The 19,256-nt window shown below is 49.2% G+C and carries 12 protein-coding genes; 2 read left to right on the forward strand and 10 right to left on the reverse strand.

Going from position 1 to position 19,256, the window contains the following annotated elements; genetic code table 11:
• Nucleotides 1–5: 5 nt before the first annotated feature.
• The 7 genes from AMS66_RS14990 to AMS66_RS15020 all read right to left on the reverse strand — a co-directional run bounded on the left by AMS66_RS14990 (nucleotide 6) and on the right by AMS66_RS15020 (nucleotide 11,218).
• Entirely contained in the window at nucleotides 6–1,013 is a 1,008-nt protein-coding gene (locus tag AMS66_RS14990; protein ID WP_053781537.1) for a zinc-dependent alcohol dehydrogenase, read from the reverse strand.
• A gap of 325 nt (nucleotides 1,014–1,338) precedes the next feature.
• Nucleotides 1,339–3,996, reverse strand: a complete 2,658-nt coding sequence (locus tag AMS66_RS14995; protein WP_053781538.1) for an endo-beta-N-acetylglucosaminidase — start codon at nucleotides 3,994–3,996, stop codon at nucleotides 1,339–1,341.
• A 99-nt stretch (nucleotides 3,997–4,095) separates the two neighbouring features.
• On the reverse strand, nucleotides 4,096–5,595 hold the full coding sequence (locus tag AMS66_RS15000; protein WP_053781539.1) for an ABC transporter substrate-binding protein: 1,500 nt from the start codon (nucleotides 5,593–5,595) through the stop codon (nucleotides 4,096–4,098).
• A gap of 58 nt (nucleotides 5,596–5,653) precedes the next feature.
• On the reverse strand, nucleotides 5,654–6,610 hold the full coding sequence (locus tag AMS66_RS15005) for a carbohydrate ABC transporter permease (RefSeq protein WP_053781540.1): 957 nt from the start codon (nucleotides 6,608–6,610) through the stop codon (nucleotides 5,654–5,656).
• Nucleotides 6,611–6,634: 24 nt separating this feature from the next.
• Nucleotides 6,635–7,540 carry an ABC transporter permease gene (locus AMS66_RS15010; RefSeq protein WP_373456334.1) on the reverse strand — a complete coding sequence of 302 codons (906 nt, stop codon included), beginning with the start codon at nucleotides 7,538–7,540 and terminating at the stop codon, nucleotides 6,635–6,637.
• Between the two features lie 286 nt (nucleotides 7,541–7,826).
• Nucleotides 7,827–9,389 carry a response regulator transcription factor gene (locus tag AMS66_RS15015; protein WP_053781541.1) on the reverse strand — a complete coding sequence of 521 codons (1,563 nt, stop codon included), beginning with the start codon at nucleotides 9,387–9,389 and terminating at the stop codon, nucleotides 7,827–7,829.
• Nucleotides 9,386–11,218 (reverse strand): cache domain-containing sensor histidine kinase, encoded by a 1,833-nt coding sequence (locus AMS66_RS15020; RefSeq protein ID WP_053781542.1) that lies wholly within the window; start codon nucleotides 11,216–11,218, stop codon nucleotides 9,386–9,388. Before AMS66_RS15020 ends, AMS66_RS15015 begins: the two co-directional genes overlap by 4 nt.
• Before the next feature lie 231 nt (nucleotides 11,219–11,449).
• Between AMS66_RS15020 and AMS66_RS15025 the strand changes: the two genes are divergently transcribed.
• Complete coding sequence (locus tag AMS66_RS15025) at nucleotides 11,450–14,599, forward strand: alpha-mannosidase (RefSeq protein WP_053781543.1); 3,150 nt, start codon at nucleotides 11,450–11,452, stop codon at nucleotides 14,597–14,599.
• A 150-nt stretch (nucleotides 14,600–14,749) separates the two neighbouring features.
• On the opposite strand, the gene AMS66_RS15030 is transcribed toward AMS66_RS15025, so the two are convergent.
• The 3 genes from AMS66_RS15030 to AMS66_RS15040 all read right to left on the reverse strand — a co-directional run bounded on the left by AMS66_RS15030 (nucleotide 14,750) and on the right by AMS66_RS15040 (nucleotide 17,975).
• A complete protein-coding gene (locus AMS66_RS15030) occupies nucleotides 14,750–16,072 on the reverse strand; it encodes an LLM class flavin-dependent oxidoreductase (RefSeq protein ID WP_053781544.1) in 1,323 nt (440 codons plus the stop codon).
• 72 nt (nucleotides 16,073–16,144) lie between these two features.
• On the reverse strand, nucleotides 16,145–17,392 hold the full coding sequence (locus AMS66_RS15035; RefSeq protein WP_082350707.1) for an MFS transporter: 1,248 nt from the start codon (nucleotides 17,390–17,392) through the stop codon (nucleotides 16,145–16,147).
• 142 nt (nucleotides 17,393–17,534) lie between these two features.
• The gene (locus AMS66_RS15040; protein ID WP_053781545.1) at nucleotides 17,535–17,975 is read right to left on the reverse strand and encodes a GNAT family N-acetyltransferase; all 441 of its coding nucleotides are present in this window, start codon (nucleotides 17,973–17,975) and stop codon (nucleotides 17,535–17,537) included.
• A gap of 353 nt (nucleotides 17,976–18,328) precedes the next feature.
• On the opposite strand from AMS66_RS15040, the gene AMS66_RS15045 reads away from it, so the two are divergent.
• The gene (locus AMS66_RS15045) at nucleotides 18,329–19,255 is read left to right on the forward strand and encodes an ABC transporter permease (protein WP_053781546.1); all 927 of its coding nucleotides are present in this window, start codon (nucleotides 18,329–18,331) and stop codon (nucleotides 19,253–19,255) included.
• Nucleotide 19,256: the final 1 nt, after the last annotated feature.

A 19,256-nucleotide genomic window follows, 5' to 3' on the forward strand; every position in this document is an offset into this window, starting at 1 on the left:
TCCTCCTAGGACCAGTCAAACAGTACACCGTTATACTGGTCTTTATTTATTCTTAGGCCCTCGTATGCTTCTTGCGCTTGATCCGGCTTCATCACATGACTGATCAATGGTTCGATATGCAGCTTGTTCTTTAACATCAGTTCAAATACAATGTTCGAATTTCTCACCAGGGAATGCTTAACGAATTCGTTCGGTTCCACCGGGAAGCGCCATTCATGTGCCCCCTTAAACGTAATGCAGCCTCGTCCATACAGGTGGCAGTAGTTCAATATATCGGTGACATCCGTGTTATATTCGCCTCGTGGACTGCCCAGGAAAATAATCTCCCCCAGCTTTGCGATCCACTCCAGACTTTGAACACCTACACTGGGCACACCCGTCGCCTCAATGTGAGTGGAGACACCTGTTCCATTGGTGATGGCGTATATCTTGTCTTTTACTTTATCTTCTCCGCCATGAAGCGTATAGTCAACCCCACATGCCTGAGCTGTTCGGATTCGTTCCGGTGACAGATCCACACCTATCACGGTTGCACCTTGTAGGCGCGCCAATTGAGCAGCCAAATTCCCTACCAATCCGAGCCCCGTCACGCCGACAACATCTCCAAGTTCAATATTGGATACACGAACAGAGGTGAACGCCACGGTTGCCATGCGGGTAAAGGGAACCCACTTCAAATCCAGCTTCTCAGGAACTTTGATGAAAACATGATCTGTGGATACCACTTGATATTCAGTATGATGACCATAATGGAACACAGCGTCCCCAGGCTGAACATGGTCTACACCCTGCCCCACCTCGATCACTTCACTTACACTCGCATACCCCGGACATACGGGAAGCTTGGCCCACTCTTCTTTTCCCGATAACATCGCCAGCTCCGTTCCTGGACTGATAAGGGAATAGATCAGTTTAACCAATACTTCCTTCTCACCTAAAACTGGAAAAATAAAGTCCTCTTCTACCGTCTCCACTTGCAGCGGACGAGTAAACATGATCTTTCTATTCTTCATCACCTTCACTCCCTTCTTATCATTTTAACTACAATATAAGACTTTTCATTAGCAATGTCTTTGATTGCAAAACCGATTTTTTATCTAAAACAACGATTTTAGAACCTTTGCCAGTGAATCCAGCATAAACGTAAAAAGACTCACAAGATCCAATGATCTGTGAGCCTCAAGTTTAGTCATATTCAGCCATGGTGTGATGCGGTGGGGTACTCCCGCTAGAAGGCCGACTGCTTCAGTAATAGCCAGCCGTCATTGAAACGGTGTTGGTGACATGGCCCCTTTTTTTGCTAATATCACAGCTACACTTGTTACTTCTTAACTGCAACTACGGCTGCAACCCTCGAATCTCAAACTCATAGATTCGGGCTGCTGTATCGCCGCCCTGTGTTGGTTTCAGCACATTCAGCTTCACATAACGAGCCTTAACCAGCGCAATCGCGTCCAATGTTTCGGCTGCGGTATTCCCCTGTACTTGAACTACATCGGACCAGTTCACGCCATCAGCACTGACCTGGATGGAATAGTCGCTCGTATTAAAACCAGACCATTCCCCACCACTCTCCGCATGCTTGATGACAAAACCGCTGATCTGATGTTCTTTGCCAAGATCAACCTGCAACCAATGCTGCTGATTACCCAGTGCGCACCACTTGCTGTTGCCTGTCACCTTGCCGTCGATCGCCTTTCCCGCACCTTCAGCAGGTCCACAGGCATGGTCGGCAGTGGCCGTTTTGCCAAGTGCAACATTTTTGACCCCGGAAGCGCCCTTGCTGACGGTGATCAAAGCTTGCTTCGTCACCGTATCCTGCCCCGAGCTGTTCGTAGCTGTAAGCGTCACAGGGTACGTGCCTTCCTTGTCATACGTTACCACTGGATTCTGCTCCGTGCTGACAGCCGGACTACCATTCTCAAAAGTCCACGACCAACCTTCTGTCACCTCGGATGAGAGATCGGTGAAATGCACCTGCTGACCCGGTGTGATAAGCGTTGTATCCGCCTTGAATTTTGCTTCCGGCTTCGGATACGCCGGCCACTGGATGGTCACGCTGGCAGCTTGGCCGCGCACATACTTTGCATTTACTGCCACGACTTTCAGTACAGTCGCCTGTTCCGCGTTGATTCTCTTCATCTCAGGCACATAGAACACGTTATTGGCGGTTGCACCGACCCAAGTCTCTTTGCCGTCGGGCAGCACGCGGTAAATCTCATATTGTTGAACTTCCTCGTCCAACGCTTCCCATTGCAACCTGGCATCGCCGTAAATGCCACCACGGAAATCGGATTGGGTGACGTTTAATGCTTGAACGGCCTCAAGAGGGTTCGATGGGTTACCGTTCGTGTGGATGGAGAGCTGCCCAATATGAATGTTATAATCCGATACGATTTCTGTACTGTCAAAATACAAAGACAATGCCACAATCTGCTTTCCTTTGTAAGGCGTCAGATTCAAGATGTCCGTCGTCCAACCCGATGCCTTTTTGTCTTTTACATCAAGAAAGACGAATTGCTCCGGACGGTCTGCAAAAGCTAGGCCAACCTTCATACTCGGCTTGTTCTGCGTTTTGTACGTGATCGACAGCTTGGTAGCCGGCTCAATCTTCAGATCGGTTTGATACAGCTTCAGATGGGTGGCATTTGCTGAACTTAACGTACCTGCTACCTTGAGGGAACTGCCGCCATAGTAGGCATCCGACCAATCCAGGGACGGCGTAAGTGCGTTGCCCTTACTCTCTGCTAACCAGCGCCATGTCGGAAGCACATCCTGCAAACTGCGGTTATTCCATCCGGTCTCCCGCACCTGCGTGCCATCCACATAGAATTTCTCGCCACTGCCCGTATTGAAGCTGGTGGTGAATGGCAGCTGATCTATCGGCGATGATTCAACCACATTGTTCGCAATCCCTTTCCAAGCCTGGCTTGTCGCCGTATTGGCCGGGTTGCCGTTCTGCCCCACCCAGAACTTATTCTCACGGGCAAAGAAATCGGTCATGCTGTCCGCGCTGTTGAACGACCAGTCCGGCCGATAAATGCCGAGCGAAGTTACAGCCGGTTTTCCCTCAGGAAACAGCGAGTTCCATTTCAGACTGGTATCGTATCCTTTAGCTTCGACGTCGATGCCTGCGAACAGTTCGAATGGTGATCTGCCCAGGCTTTTGGCTTTGGCCGCAGAACTGCCAAGGTCATTCCACCAGAAGTTCAGGAACATGCTGTCTGATATCTTGTTCCCGTTATCCTGCAGGAACATCGCATTCCGGTCCGTCAGCGCATTCTGCCAGGAAATATTGCCTTCCTTCGTCATGGAATCATACCAGATGACCTCCATTCCCGCGGGTTTATGTTCCTGAAGATAACGGAGGAATGACTTCATCAACTGTGCGTCTGCGGCTGTTCCGCCCTCGGTCTCCTGGTTGATAAACCAGCCGTCAAAACCGTAGTACTCAGCGACCTCGATCAGTTTATCCGCCGCCGGGAAGGAACCGTTGCTGTTCTGCTGAAGCATTTGCTTCACCCACTCATATTTGCCACCGTACACGGATGGCGGGAAGAACACCGTGCCCATGATTGGCACTCCGTTCCGGTGTGCCGCATCAATCGTATCAGCGCTTGGCGGCACAATAATGCCTTCTCCCGCCGAGCCGCCCCAATATACGAGCTTGTCGACATACTGCCAGTAAGAGAACGTATTCGCAGAGAATGTATCCGAGCCTTGCGATGGAACGCCGCTGGTTCCCTGATTCAGCGCAGACAACGCCATTACTTTCGGATCTTTCGTTGCATTCGGGTTAACACTCTCCCCCGTGAAACGGCTCTGGAGCGGAACGGTGCTCCGGTTGAAGGCCGCATCCGGGTCAGAAGCCGGATTCCATTGGAGCAATTGATCCGGCAACCAATAAGATGAATAAGGTTGCTTCGCCAAGGCCGCTGAGGAAAGAGCAGCACATACCATTATGACCAATATGAGACTAGCACCAAGCTTTTTCATGCCATACCCTCCAATCCAATTTTGGCAATCCAATCAGGGTAAGAAGAAACGCCCGTCAAAACCGGACAGACGTTTCCATGTCTACTTTATAATTCAGGCTTATTTTGGGTTTGCAGCTTGCCATTCATCGTATTGCTTTTGCGCTTCTGCAATCACTTTATCCAGACCTGCTGCTTTCAACTTCTCGATCGCTTTCGGCAGATGCTCATCCGGGTCAACCGCACCCGTCATGATGGATGGGTAGAATTCCTTCACGATGGCGGAGATGGAAGCCACTTCCGTCTTCACCGGGTCAGGATTGAAGTTAAAGCCAAAGCTTGGAGCAACCTTCGCGGAATTGTTGAACTCTTTGAACGCTTCCCACTTATCTGCTGGATCTTCCTTGTGCATGTAGGTCAGGAACAGGTTACCCAAGGCAAAGCCAGGCATCTGGAATCCGTCCTTCATCGCTGGCAGGTCCTCAATGACATTATCCGAAATCTTTTTGTAATGTGTACCTTCAATGCCGTAGTTGATCAGGTTCCGCAGATACGGATCAGTATTCAGCAAGTTCAGGAACATCATGGCCCGTTCCGGGTTTTTGGAGTTCGCCGAAATCGCATGCATAGCACCTGTTGCCGAGCCGGTGAAAATAACCGGATCCTGCATCGGTGTAGTCACGATATCATAGCCCGCGCTTCTGGACCATCCCAGTTCGGCGTAAGGCTGTGTCTGTTCACGGTCAACGAACCATTTGCCTGTCTTGATGTTGTCGATACCTTCCAATGTCGCTACATCCTTGCGCAGATAACCAGCCTGATAGTATTTGCGGATGGTCTTCAAGGAGCTCTTCAGCTCTTCCGATTCCAGCACATTAACGTATTTACCGGTATCACCATCCATGTTGATGCCGACTGGGAATTCGTCACCCAACAGGAAGTCGAATGCCAGATAAGGCTTAAAGCCCTTCGGAACAGCCAGCGGAGTGATGTCGGCCGGCTCATTGTCCTTGATTTGCTGCAGGTAAGGCTCCAGGTCCTCTAATGTACGAATCTTGGTGATGTCCATGTTGTATTTATCCACATACTGCTTGTTGAAGCGCCATACCCATTGCGAAGCCAGCTCTTTGTTAACTGGCACGGCATAGTTTTGGCCACCGATCTGTGAGCCCGTAAGGAAGCGTGGATCAAGCTGCTCTTTAATGCCCTGACCATACTTATCCAACAGATCATTGATTGGCAGGAATGCTCCTCTAGTAGCATTTGGCAGATAGTCATAAGCCCACGAAGAGGTGAAAGCGATATCATAATTTTCGCCCGAGGCGGTAATAACCGGCATCCGTTTGGAATAATCACCCCAGTCAATCATCGTGATGTCGACGGTTGTATTTATTTTCTCCATTAAGTATTTGTTCATTTCATCCTGTACAATGGGCAGGTCGCGCTGTGGGCCACCGATCAGATATACTTTGAGCTTTACCGGGTCCTTATCGCCGGACTCTCCCCCGGATGCCGTATTCCCGCTAGTATCATTGGTATTACTGCCACCGCAGCCTGCAAGCATCGTAGCAAAAGCAAGCATTAAAGCAGCCATGAGCAGAGCGATTTTTCTTGTCTTCATGTGTATCCCCCTTATTAATGTTATTGTTACTGCCCTTTGGGGGCAGGCACAACCAGACTTATTCTTTGACCGAACCAATGGTCAGGCCCTGTATAAAATACTTTTGGAAAAACGGATACGCCAGCGCAACCGGCAGTGTAGCCAGAACAACCATCGCCATGCGGACGGTCTCCGTTGGCAGTGTCGAGGCAATGTCGTAGGATACGACCCGGCTGCTGTTTTGCACAACAAAATCCATATTGTTCTGTATTCGAATCAACAATGTCTGGAGCGGAATCAATTTCGCATTGTCGATATAGAGCAGCGCATTGAACCAGTCATTCCAGAATCCTAACGTACTGAACAATCCAATAGTCGCAATGCCCGGCAACGAAATCGGCAGTACGATGCGCGTATAGATACCGAATTCAGTAGCTCCGTCGATTTTGGCCGACTCAATAACCGCATCCGGCACGGTGGTCGTGAAAAATGTACGCATAACGATAATGTAAAAAGCGTTCATGATCGACGGCAGGATCAGCGCCCATATCGAATCCCGCAAGTGCAGCACCTGCGTAACCACAATGTAACTGGGAACGAGACCGCCGGAAAATAGCATGGTGAAGAAGGCCAAAAAGCTGAAAAACCGACGCTGTGCAAAATTTTTGCGCGAGATGGCATACGCATACGTGGTGACCAAATACAGTGTCAGCGCGGTACCGACAACCGTCACCGTTAAGGTAACCCCAAACGACTGGGCCATCTGCTGCCCGGATTCCATAAGGAATCGGTAGGCATCCATCGTCCAGACTTCAGGGATTAACTTAAATCCATTGATCGCCAGCGTCTTCTCATCGGTAAATGAGATGATGATGATGAACAGAAATGGAAAGATACAAGATAAGGCAAACAGACCGATCGCTATATTAAAAATCACATTGGATAACGGCGAAATGGCATTCAGATCTCTTGGTTTCTTTCTGCTCCTCTTCGCAGGGGCAGATGCCCGCTTTATTGGTTCGCTTAAGTTACTCATGGACAGCACCCCCCTTGCCGCAGCCTAGAATACGGCATAATCCTTTTCAATTTTACGCACAGCATAGTTCGCCAGCAGGACAAGAATCAAACCGACGACCGATTGATACAATCCTGTAGCCGTACTCATTCCCGTATCGCCCATAATGGTTAAGCCGCGGTATACAAACGTGTCGATGACATTGGTGACCGGATACAGTGCACCGGAATCCCGCGGAACCTGATAGAACAGTCCAAAGTCGGAACGGAAGATGCCGCCGATCGCCAGAATGGTCAGAATGATCATCAGCGGTCTGAGCAGCGGCAGCGTAATGTACCGGATCTGTTTCCACTTGGTGGCGCCGTCGATCATCGCTGCCTCATAATAAGAGCGGTCGATACCTGCGATTGCTGCCAAATAGACTACGCTGCCATAACCTGCACCTTTCCACAGGCCCAGCAGAATGAGAAAATACGGCCAATACCCTGTCTCACTGTACCAACTGACCGGATCTCCACCGAAATAGGTAATGATCTGGTTGAACACACCCTTTTCCACACTCAGAAACGAAAAGACGAAATAACTGATAATAACCCAGGACAAGAAATAAGGCATAAACATCGCGGTTTGGTAGATCTTCGCGAGCCGTTTATTCAGCAGTTCGTTCATAATGATCGCAAGCGTCACCGCGAGGACCAATCCGAGAAAGATGAGACCCAGGTTATACAGAATAGTATTACGTGTGATGATATAAGCGTCACTGGTTGAGAACAGAAACTCAAAGTTCTTGAACCCGACCCAATCGCTTTTTAGAACGCTTTCAAGAAATCCGCCCGGATGAATCCGGAAGTCCTTAAAAGCAATAATCGTTCCGAACATTGGCAAATACGCAAAAATGATAAACCACGCTGCTCCCGGCAGTACCAGCAGAAGAAACGCCTTGTTCTTCATCAGACTTTTGAAGATGCCCAGCACGGCTGTCCCTCCTTATAATCGCGTTCACTATCGCTTAGCTGCATCCAGCATTAATCCCCTATAATCAACACTGGCAGACCTAAGCCCTTTTTGGTGCTTTGGATTCCTCGTTCACTCCTTCCTCCATTATGCAAGCGCTACCAATTTTGAGATAGTTGAAAAACCTAATAAATTGATGGATTAATTAAAGATCCGACCTTTCTTCCGCAACAAAAAACACACCCGCACGGGGTGTGTCTTCATTCAGCCGGCAATACCTGGCTTATTTTTTCATGTAGATGGAGCGCAGCTCCGTAGGAGAAACACCAGCATATTTCTTGAATTGTCTGTAAAAATAAGTGGAGTCCCAGTAGCCTACCTCGCCCGCGATTTCGGCCGTTTTTTTGTCCGAATATAACAGCAAATGAGTGGCGCGCTCAATTCGGTACTGGTTCACATAATCGGAAAAAGTGGTGCCGACCTCTTGCTGAAACAATTGGCCGAGGTAGTTCGGATGGAGTTCCAGCCGCTGACTGAGCGTCTTTAGTGAAAGCTCATCCTGATAGTGATTCTTCACTACCTCCAACACAGACATGATATGTGGGCTGTACGTTTTCTCGGCGGTATGATATGTATTCAGCGTACGATGAACGGTTTTTCTCACCAATTGTTTCAGTTTGCTGAGCGTATGAATTCTGGACAGGGGTCCGAAGATTTCCCCGTAGTCAGGTGTTTTCTCCAATTCCTTGGCAGCCAGCATCAGCTGGATGGCAGAATTGAAGAACGGTGTTCTCGGGAAGCAGCATTCCTTACCCTCAACCATGAAGACTTCGTCGATGAACCGATCCACCTCTGTACCTTCCCCATCCCGCAGCAACTTGTGGAACTGCTCCATCGCTGGCCCAGGCTTCTCCTGATACGGATTGGCGTCTTCCTCGCTCTCCACTTGCATGATGAAGGTATCACCCTCCATAAACAAATGATTCTGTAACCACAGCTTTACAGACTTGCAGCTTTTCGGAAAACCCAGATAGGTCGACTCGGATTGGCCAATGATCCCCCATGCACGTGCACCTGTGACCTCCGCAACCGCTTGCTTCATTCTACTGAGTGCCTGAAGGTGCCATCCACCACGATCTTCCGTACTGGCTGAAACGAACAACAGCATGATATCTCCTTCCTGATCAGGAAAGCAGATTACCCCGCAGCCATCCGGTAGGCCTTGGTTTCCGAGCAACTCGCACTTCTCAGCGATTCCCGCAAGGTGTATCTTCTGCGGATCATTCCCTTCGTCATCCCCTACAATCCGCAGAGCGGCAGCACAATAATTGGACTTGTTCATGGGAATCTCTAGCAGCTGTGCACGCTCCCGAAATTCTTTGGCGTCAATGGTCTCGTTCGCCCACCGCTGCAAAATATTGTTGCGCAGAATCCTCCAGCTCTGATCCATCTGAATCTGGCGTATTTCCTCCTGCTCCCAGTCGCGCTGCATATGCTTGATGGTTGCTTCCAATTCGTCCATATTGACTGGCTTGAGCAGGTAGTTCTCTACCCCCAGCGAGATGCCTTCCCGCACATATTTAAATTCTTCGTAGCCGCTCAAAATAATGAATTTGGTATACGGACTGCGCTCTCTAATCTCCCGGATCAACTCAAGTCCGGTCATTTGCGGCATCATGATATCCGTAATAATCAGATCGACAGGTCCCTCGTCCATCATTGCTAACGCTTCCAACCCATTGCAAGCCGTACCCGCAATCTGCATATTATTCTGATCCCAATCAATGATGGCTTGCATTCCTTTTACAATGAGCGGCTCATCATCGACCAACATTACACTTCTCATCCCGCTTCCTCCCTTGTGACTGGAATACTGATCGTCACCTCACATCCTTCTCCCTCCACACTGATCAGGTGAAGACCATAATCACTGCCATAATTCAGACGTATGCGGTCGTGGACATTCTTAAGACCCAAAGATTGATCGGATGTCTCAGTAGTTTCATCGCCCGTGTGCAACGCGTCTTGCAGTTCAAGCAACCTCTCCGCAGAAATCCCCTTTCCGTTATCCTTAACGCGAATAAGGATCACACCATCTGCTTCTGCGGCGGTGATGGTAATCCGGTTATCATCATCATTCGTACGAAAACCATGCACAATGTAATTTTCAATGATTGGCTGGATCAATAACTTGACGATCATGCTCCCCGCCGCCGAATTCTCGATATGAGTCTCCACTTCCAACTTGTCCTCATACCTATACTGGACCAAAGCCAGGTACATGCCGCACAGCTCTATTTCCTCCGCCAAGGTCACATGCGTCTGCTTTTTGATCAAATGACGGAACATCGTGGCAAGAATATAAATCATTTGTCCAACATCCCTGGCTCCCAAGCTGATGGCTTTCATACGGATGCTTTCCAACGTATTGTACAGAAAATGGGGATTGATCTGGGCTTGCAAAGCCACGAGCTGCGCATTCTTTTGCTTGATCTCCGACACATATACCGTCTCTATGTAAGACTCCAGCCGATCACACATATGGTTAAATCTCTGCGAAATCTGCTGCAATTCATCTTCACCCTCCATCTCGATCCGCTTACTCAGATCCCCCTCCTGCCAGCGCCGCATGTAAAGCACGAGCCTGTGAATTTTTTTGGAATATCGGCGGATGATGGTGAACGTTACCGCAAAGCTAACAATGATGCACAGGATGACAATCCCGATAAGACTGAGACGAATGGCCTGAAGGCTCTGTTTGATGTGTGACTCCGGAATAATGGCAGCCACGACCATTCCTGTATTCCCGATATTCAGCAGCTGCACCTTGGAGCGTTCCTCTAAATTCACCCAATCCTCCGGTAAATTCATCTTTCCCCAATAAGGGTAGACGGTGTTATCATACTTGCCCTGCGAATCGAAAATCACCTGACCTTCCCCGGTCATCAGCATGATCCTGTTGTCTTTGCCATCGAGCCTGTCCCGCAGTAGCCCTTTGATGCGATCTGTATTCAGTTCGAACATAATTGCACCGTACTGCTTCAATGTCACGGAGTCCTTGAGCACATTTGCGTAGCTGTATGGGGTAGGGACATCATCCATTTTCCCTTCGAAAAGCGGCTCGCTGCCCGTGTACTGCCACGGTGCACTCCGCAGCCGCTGGAACCAATCCTTATGGTCTACTGACAGCTTGGGTTGATAATAAAAGTGCTGGGTCTCGCGATTGAGAACATAGAAGAAATCCTGATCCGTGCTGTATAACACGACATTTGCAATCGAGGCTTCATCCTTTAGCAGCAGACGCAATTGATAATCAAAGTTCCCGCGCTCCGTGCGGTAGCTGTAAGCATATTGATTCAAGCGCCAATTGAGAAAATCCTCATATTCATGAGTCAGAAAATACTTCAAATCGTCGCCGATCATAGCGTCGGTATAAATCTGCTGCACGGCGTTATACAGTCGTTCGTACTGCTGATTCAGATTGATACTGACAATATCCAGTTCCTGCAGACTGGCATCCATCTGTTCCTGTACGACCCGTTGCTCATAGTAGCGGTAGGCCAACACGGAAACACTGATGAATAACAGGACCATGACCATGGAATAAAACAACAGAATTTTGTTGAACATTTTTTTCTTCAGATAATTCCTATACATGGTTCGTATTCTGGACATTCGTGCCTGAACACCTCCTTCAGACCCATTTCCAACTCAGTGTATCACCGTTTGGTTAAATTCGACAATCACCCGCTCGTAGGATCTGTAATCCATATTTTGGTTTGTCAAAAACGAATGGAAGCGCTATAATGGGCGCATTCCCCTATGAATATATGTAATACATACTCGCTTTGGATGCTCTCTATATATGGATCACTCCCCGATAAAATGTACTGGGGGTTCTTAACGATGTTTCTTACTGAAAACAAACTTCAAGCACGTATTCATGAATTATCCGAGCTCCGTTACCGGGATCGTTTACCTTTACATGCTTTTCTTGCCTGCGAAGATCGCAGGCAAGAGATTAACCCTGCCCTGCCGGGGGACGATAGCGATTGGAAGCCTATGCATATAGGAGAGAACTGGACCGGTCGAGATCTCTATTTGTGGCTGAGAACAAAAGCCGATTTCCCTTCCTCCTGGGAGGATAAACGGATTGTCGGCCTGTTTGATTTTGGCGATACCGGCGGTGGTAACAATTCCGGCTTTGAGTCGCTGTTCTACTGGGATGGCAAGCCTTATCAAGGCGTGGATTCCAACCACAAGGAAGTGTTCTTTCCAGCCTCTGCGGCAGGCAGCACCAGCGAGCTGGTCTTCCGATTATGGTCTGGTCTGGAAGGTGGCGGTCAGCCCCGCAATCAGACACATACGTTCAGACAGGCTGAACTGTGCTGGTTGGATGAAGCTGTGGATGATCTTGTATTTACAGGGTCAGCGATTCTGGAAACGGTCCGAATTCTGGATGCCCATGCACCGGAACGTACGAAGCTGCTTCATGCGCTCCAGCAATCCTTCCGCCTCATTGACTGGTCGCAGCCTAAGTCCGATGTCTTCTATGCATCTGTCCATGACGCAAGGGATGACCTGAGTGCCCGACTGAGTGCGATGGACAAAGCTTCTGATGTGACTGTCACCTGTATCGGCCATACTCATATTGACGTTGCCTGGCTGTGGCGGTTGAAGCATACACGTGAGAAATGTGCTCGTTCCTTCTCTACCGTTATGCGCCTGATGGAAATGTTCCCGGAGTATGTTTTCCTCCAAACACAGCCTCAGTTGTACGAATATGTGAAAGAGGACTACCCGGAACTGTACGAATCCATCAAGGAACGTGTCGCTGAAGGTCGCTGGGAAGCGGGCGGAGGCATGTGGCTGGAGGCAGACTGCAACTTGACCTCGGGCGAGTCTTTGGTTCGGCAGTTACTGATCGGCACTCGTTTTCTAAAAGAAGAGTTCGGGACAGAATGCCGATATCTATGGTTGCCGGATGTGTTCGGCTACAGCTGGTCCTTGCCGCAAATTCTGAAAAAATCGGGCATTCATACGTTCATGACGACCAAAATCAGCTGGAACCAATACAACCGTATGCCATTTGATACGTTTCACTGGCGCGGAATTGACGGCTCAGAAGTACTGACCCACTTCATTACCACACCCGAGCCGTGGTCGGAGCCGGGGTCATGGTTCTATACCTACAACGGCAAGATCATCCCGAAGACGGTCAAGGGTATCTGGGATGCCTACCGCGATAAGGAGATGAACCAGGATCTGCTGCTGTCGTACGGATATGGCGACGGCGGAGGCGGGGTCAACCGTGAAATGCTGGAGATGAGACGGCGGTTGGATCAGTTGCCCGGACTACCCAAAGTCACGACAGGACGCGCGGATGATTATTTTGAGAAGCTGCAGGAAACGGTGGAGAAGACCGATTCGTACATTCATACATGGGATGGCGAGCTGTATCTGGAATATCACCGCGGAACGTATACAAGTCAGGCGTACAACAAACGGATGAACCGCAAGCTTGAGCTGGCTTACCGTGAAGCGGAATGGCTGAATGCATTACAAAGTATTGTGCACAATGACTGGAATCTGTATCAAGCGAAGTCCCTGACTGCGGGTTGGAAAATCATTTTGCGCAACCAATTCCATGACATCATTCCCGGTTCCTCCATCACGGAGGTGTATGAGGACAGCAGAATTGAATATGCAGAAGCCGAGCAGATTGGCCGTAACGTGGACACGCAGGCTCGAACCGCTATCGCTGGCAGCGGAGAATCTCCTTATATGTACACCATTTGGAACGCTTCCCCATGGGTCGTTACAGAGATCGTGAGCATTCCTGCGGCTTCAGGCGAATTGGCAACGGGGACCTGGCTGAGCGATTCCGGTGAGATCTTGAACGCTCAATACCAGGATGCACGTTGGTCCGTCGAGGTGAAGGATATTCCTTCGCTGGGGTATACCACAATTCACTTCCAGAGCAGTACGTTAAACGACAGCCCTGTGCATCCATCATTCACCCACACAACGAATGGGATCGAGACACCGTTCTATCAGCTCGAGTGGAACGAGGATGGACAGTTGACCCGCCTTTACGATAAAGAGTCTCAACGTGAGGTGCTTGCCACAGGTGCAAGAGGCAATGTGCTTCAGGTATTCGAGGATAAACCGCTGGCCCATGAGGCCTGGGATATTGATATCTTCTATCAGGAAGATATGCGAGAGATTACGAAATGCACCAGCATTGAAGTCATAGAGACCGGGCTGCTTCAGGCCGTGATCCGCTTCGCTTGGGAATACCTCGGCTCTACCATTACGCAGAACATGACTTTATATGCCGGGCATCGGCGGATCGATTATGACACTGAGGTGGATTGGCATGAACAACAGCAGCTGCTGAAGGTTGCCTTCCCTGTCGGTATCCGCTCCACCGAAGCCACCTATGACATTCAGTTCGGCAACGTTAAACGGCCCACGCACTGGAATACAAGCTGGGACTGGGCACGTTTCGAATCCGTTGGCCATCAATGGGCTGATCTGTCCGACAGAGGTTATGGCGTCAGCTTGCTGAATGATTCCAAATACGGTTATGACATTAAAGATAACGTGATGCGGTTAACCCTGATCAAGAGTGCGACTCATCCTGATCCACATGCCGATCAGGGACTGCACCGCTTCACCTATGCTCTTCTTCCGCACCAAGGGGATTGGCTGGTTGGTGGAACCGTGCAGCAGGCCTGGCTTCTGAATGCTCCACTTCGATATACACAAGGTCAATCAGAGCAGCCAAGTCGCTCCATGTTCACCTTGTCCGGCAGCACAGCCATGATCTCGGCAGTCAAGAAGGCCGAGGATTCCGATCGTGTCATCGTTCGCGTTCATGATTATTCCGGCAGCATGAATACGCTGGAATTGACAAGCGATCTGCGGATTCACGCGTGGAGAGAATGCAATCTAATGGAGGTGCCGGATGGCGAACTCCTGCATGACACGCCGGTAACTTTTACTCTTGAACCTTATGAAATCAAGACGTTTGAGATTGATCTGAGGGTATAATCGTATAACTGCAACAGATCAACTAAAGAAACCAGTAAGTCCCCGATGATGGGCGACTTGCTGGTTTCTTCATGCTTTCATTGTCTTCTTAAAAGTGGAATTTGCATGACAATACATGTTCATGTATTCCATCTGGAGCAAGCTCGTGATTTATTTTACCGTCTCGAGCGTATAACGATTGCGTGGGATCTCTAGACCCAGATTACCCCGCAGTGTCACATGCTCATATTCGGTACGGAACAGCCCGCGCTCTTGTAACACAGGCACGACCAGATCCACGAAGTCCGCCAGTCCGTTCGGTACGACCGTGCGAATATTGAAACCGTCTGCGGCTTCGCCTTCGAACCACTCCTGAATCTGATCGGCGATCTGATCCGGTGTACCGATAAAGGATGTGCGAGGCGTCGATGCAAGTAACGCGACTTGGCGAAGGGTCAATCCCTGTTCTCGTGCCTGCTGCTTGATCTTGTCCGTTGTACTGCGGAAGCTGTTACTGCCCAAATCACCAATCTCCGGGAAGGGCTCATCCAATGGGAACTGGGAGAAATCATAATGATCGAAGTAACGGCCCAAATAATTCAGTGCCTGATCGATGCTGACCAGCTCCGCGATCTCCTGATACTTGCGCTCGGCTTCTTCCTCCGTTCTGCCCACAATGGGACCGATGCCAGGGAAGATCAAGATATCTTCTGGCTTACGCCCATAAGCCACCGCTCTTGCCTTCACGTCCGAATAGAACTCCTTGGCTTCCTCCAACGTCTCATGCCCTGTGTACACAGCATCCGCCGATCGGGCCGCCAGATCCTTGCCGGATTCGGAAGAACCTGCCTGAAAAATGACCGGATGCCCCTGCCCCGAGCGCGCCACATTGAGTGGACCCTGAACGGAGAAGTGATCTCCCTTGTGGTTCAGTGTATGTAACTTGGATGGGTCGAAGAAAACACCGTTCTCCTTATCTCCAATAAACGCGTCATCCTCCCAGGAATCCCAAAGCCCTTTGACCACATTCAGATGTTCTTCCGCAATTTCATAGCGCAGTGCATGGTTTGGATGCTCACCTTTGCCAAAATTCAGTGCCGAGCCTTCCAGTGGTGAAGTGACCACATTCCATCCGGCTCGTCCTCCACTAATATGATCCAGAGAAGCAAATTGTCTTGCCACCGTGAACGGTTCACTATATGAGGTGGATAACGTCGCAACCAGCCCAATGTGTGAGGTTGCTCCCGCGAGAACGGAGAGCAAAGTTAACGGTTCAAAACGATTCAGAAAATGCGGATTGGATTTCTCGTTAATAAAGAGACCGTCGGCAATAAAGAGCAGATCGAACTTTCCTTCCTCCGCCTTCATCGCCTGCTTCTTGTAGAAATCCAGATTTACGCTGGCATTGATCGGAATATCCGGGTGCCGCCAAAAAGAGATGCTATTGCCGACTCCATTCAAGTTTGCTCCCAATCTCAATCGTCGTAGTGACATATTAATTCCTCCCTATGTTGTGGTGATGACCCATTCAGTCGAGTATCCTTTTTTTCGCTGAGAGTCGTTTCATTATTTCTTTATGCTGTTTCCGCCGGCTTCTGCTGGTGCCATCCCCAATCCCGTTTTATTCGCCTGGTTCCTATCGCTTACTCGGACTGTCCAGGCTGCTCCCAGAAGGACAATGCCTGTTAAGAGAAAAACAAAAGGAATCCCCGTCCATCCGCCCAGAAAACCACCGAGTAAAGGGCCGAGTACAATACCGAATTGATTGGCGGTCTGACTCAGACTGACAGCCCTTCCCCGGAAATCCCGGTCAGCATATTTGATGATTAACGCATTCAAGGCTGGATACACCGCAGCGAAGAACAGGCCATAGACAAATCGCAGACTTCCAAAATAAATGAGGTTATACGCCGTCAGTTGCAGTAAACTGCCAATGCCGCCGCCCAGCAGACCGATAAATAGCGTTTTCTCGTATCCGATCTTCCCGCCAATCCGTCCCCAACGCGGCCCCATAATTACCGTTGCCACGCCGATGGCCGAGAAGACGATTCCTGCACTAAGTGTTGCACTACTGACGTCTCCACCAATCTGGACAACATAAAGCGTCAGTACAGGTTCGATAATGAGCACGGAAGTCGAAACGAGCAAAATCAAACCATAGATCCGCATTAATCCCGGAGTGGAGGCAGCTTTTTTCAGATCACCCAGAATACTTGTGCGAACCACAGTGCGGGGAGCTCGGGATTCTTTTACCCATATCACCATCACGGCGGAGAGCAGTGTAATGATTCCCGAGGCGATAAAGCATCCGCGCAGCCCGATCCAATGGCTTAGTACTCCACCCACAAGCGGTCCCAGAATTCCTCCGGCAGCCGTGGATGTGGAGATGACACCAAGCGCATAACCTACATGCTTCTCCGGTGTATTGGTGCCGACCAACGTAATGGATGCAGGATTGAAGCCGGCCATAAGTCCCTGAAATATCCGCACAGCGATAAACGTGAAAGGATCATAAACGAAATAGTTAGCCAGGTGAGCAATGGCGAGACCAACACCCGAACGAATCAGCATCAGTTTGCTGCCATATCTGTCAGCCAGCGATCCCCAGAAGGGAGCACATAGTCCACTGATCAGAAAGCTGATCGAGATCGAAATGCCGGACCAGACTTCCAATCCGCTCTGAATACCGAGGTCATTTTGCAAAAACAGCGGAAAGAACGGCACAGACAAGGTGTAAGCCATATGATTGAAAAACAGGCCAAACCACAGAATATACAGATTTCGCTTCCAATGCGGCATCTTGGTATTCTCCATACTATATAATTCCTATATAAAAAGTAGGTTATTATCCATATTAGGATACCGTCCCTGGAAAGTATAATAGAAAAGTTCAATAGACCCATTCAAGAATTAAATGAATGGATCTGTTAGCTACTTATTATTTTGACCGTAACGATTACTGTACTTGAACGGACATGAACACATCCACCTCATCTTCACTGTCCAAGACAAACCCAAAGCGTTCATACAAACGCCGAGCCGGACTGCCCTGCAATACATTTAAAATAACACGTTTGCCCCGGACCTCATCCCGTTTCAGCAGCATGTTCAGCACTTGAGTTCCTATTTGCTTACCCTGAGAGTCGGGATGGATATAGAAATGTTCCAGTAGTATCTCCTCCAACTTGGGTTTCATCGCTACACACCCCACCCATGCACCCTCGACCTCAATAATCCACGTGTGGACAGGGTCGAATGTATTACGGAAACGTTCACGAACCTTCACCTCATCGTACCTTCCCAACCTATGTAGATCATCATATAGAACCAGGGCTCGCAACTCTGCAAGGTGCTCCTGATCTGTCTGCTTGGATTGACGCATGGTTATTTGGATCATTGGAAGACTCCTTCTTTTCCGATTATTTTATTCTTCATTCGAGCTATTAATATTGTCTATATAGGATTCGATGGATCATTGGTCCGTGGGGGATTTGATAAATTCATCTGACCCCAATTATACAGGAAAAAGCAAGCCATTTTTATGTTCTGAGAGTTATCCAAGGTGACAAACCTAACAACCTAATGTTGACAATATATACAAACCACTTTAATATACCTAGTATTCTTATCAGCTTTTAATAGTTTCTCGCATTCTACTTCGAATGTGTGCATATCTGTGCAAAGATTAATTGAACAGTAGTAGATTAAATGGGAAGAGTGCCTAGAGAAACAGAACAGGAGATTTGCATCATGTATATTGTTAAACGCTTTTTCACCATGCTTTTGACGCTCTGGATCATTGTGACGCTGACCTTTCTAATCATGCACATGATCCCTGGCGACCCTTTTTCCAACGATTCCAAAACGATACCTGAAGCTGTCCTGCAAAATATGCGTGCAAGATACCATCTGGATGAACCACTTGCTGTCCAGTATGCACTGTATTTGAAAAATTTGCTGGTGCTGGACCTGGGACCCTCCATCCAGTCCAAAACGACCGATGTCAACACGTTGATCGCACGAGGGTTTCCGCCCTCCGCCCTTCTTGGCATCCAGTCCATTGTCATTGCACTGATTGCAGGCATTGCACTGGGGACGGTCGCCGCCCTATTCCACAAAAGGCCCTTGGACTACATATCCATGTTCATTGCCATCATCGGGATATCCGTCCCGAGCTTCATTCTTGCACCGCTGCTCATTAAATATGCGGCTGTCCAATGGAGGCTCTTCCCCGTTGCATCCTGGGGAACCTGGCAGCATACGATACTGCCCTCGCTGGCTTTGTCGGTAACGCCACTGGCTGTCATCGCCCGCTTCATGCGGACCAGCATGCTGGATGTGTTGCAGCAGGAATACATAAGAACAGCAGAAGCCAAAGGATTGTCTACCTGGTCAGTCGTCATCCGGCACGGACTGCGAAACGCACTCATTCCGGTATTATCTTTTATCGGGCCGCTCTTCGCCTCCGTAATCACCGGCACCTTCGTGATTGAAAAGATATTTGCCATTCCGGGAATCGGCAAATATTTCGTGGACAGCATCTTCAATCGTGATTACCCGGTCATCATGGGAACGACGATCTTTTACAGTGTTATTCTGGTCGTTACCCTATTCCTGATCGACCTGTCGTACCGGATCGTCGATCCGAGAATCAAGCTGTCCAGCAAAGGAGATTAGC

The sequence above is a fragment of the Paenibacillus xylanivorans genome (assembly GCF_001280595.1).
Taxonomy (GTDB): domain Bacteria; phylum Bacillota; class Bacilli; order Paenibacillales; family Paenibacillaceae; genus Paenibacillus; species Paenibacillus xylanivorans.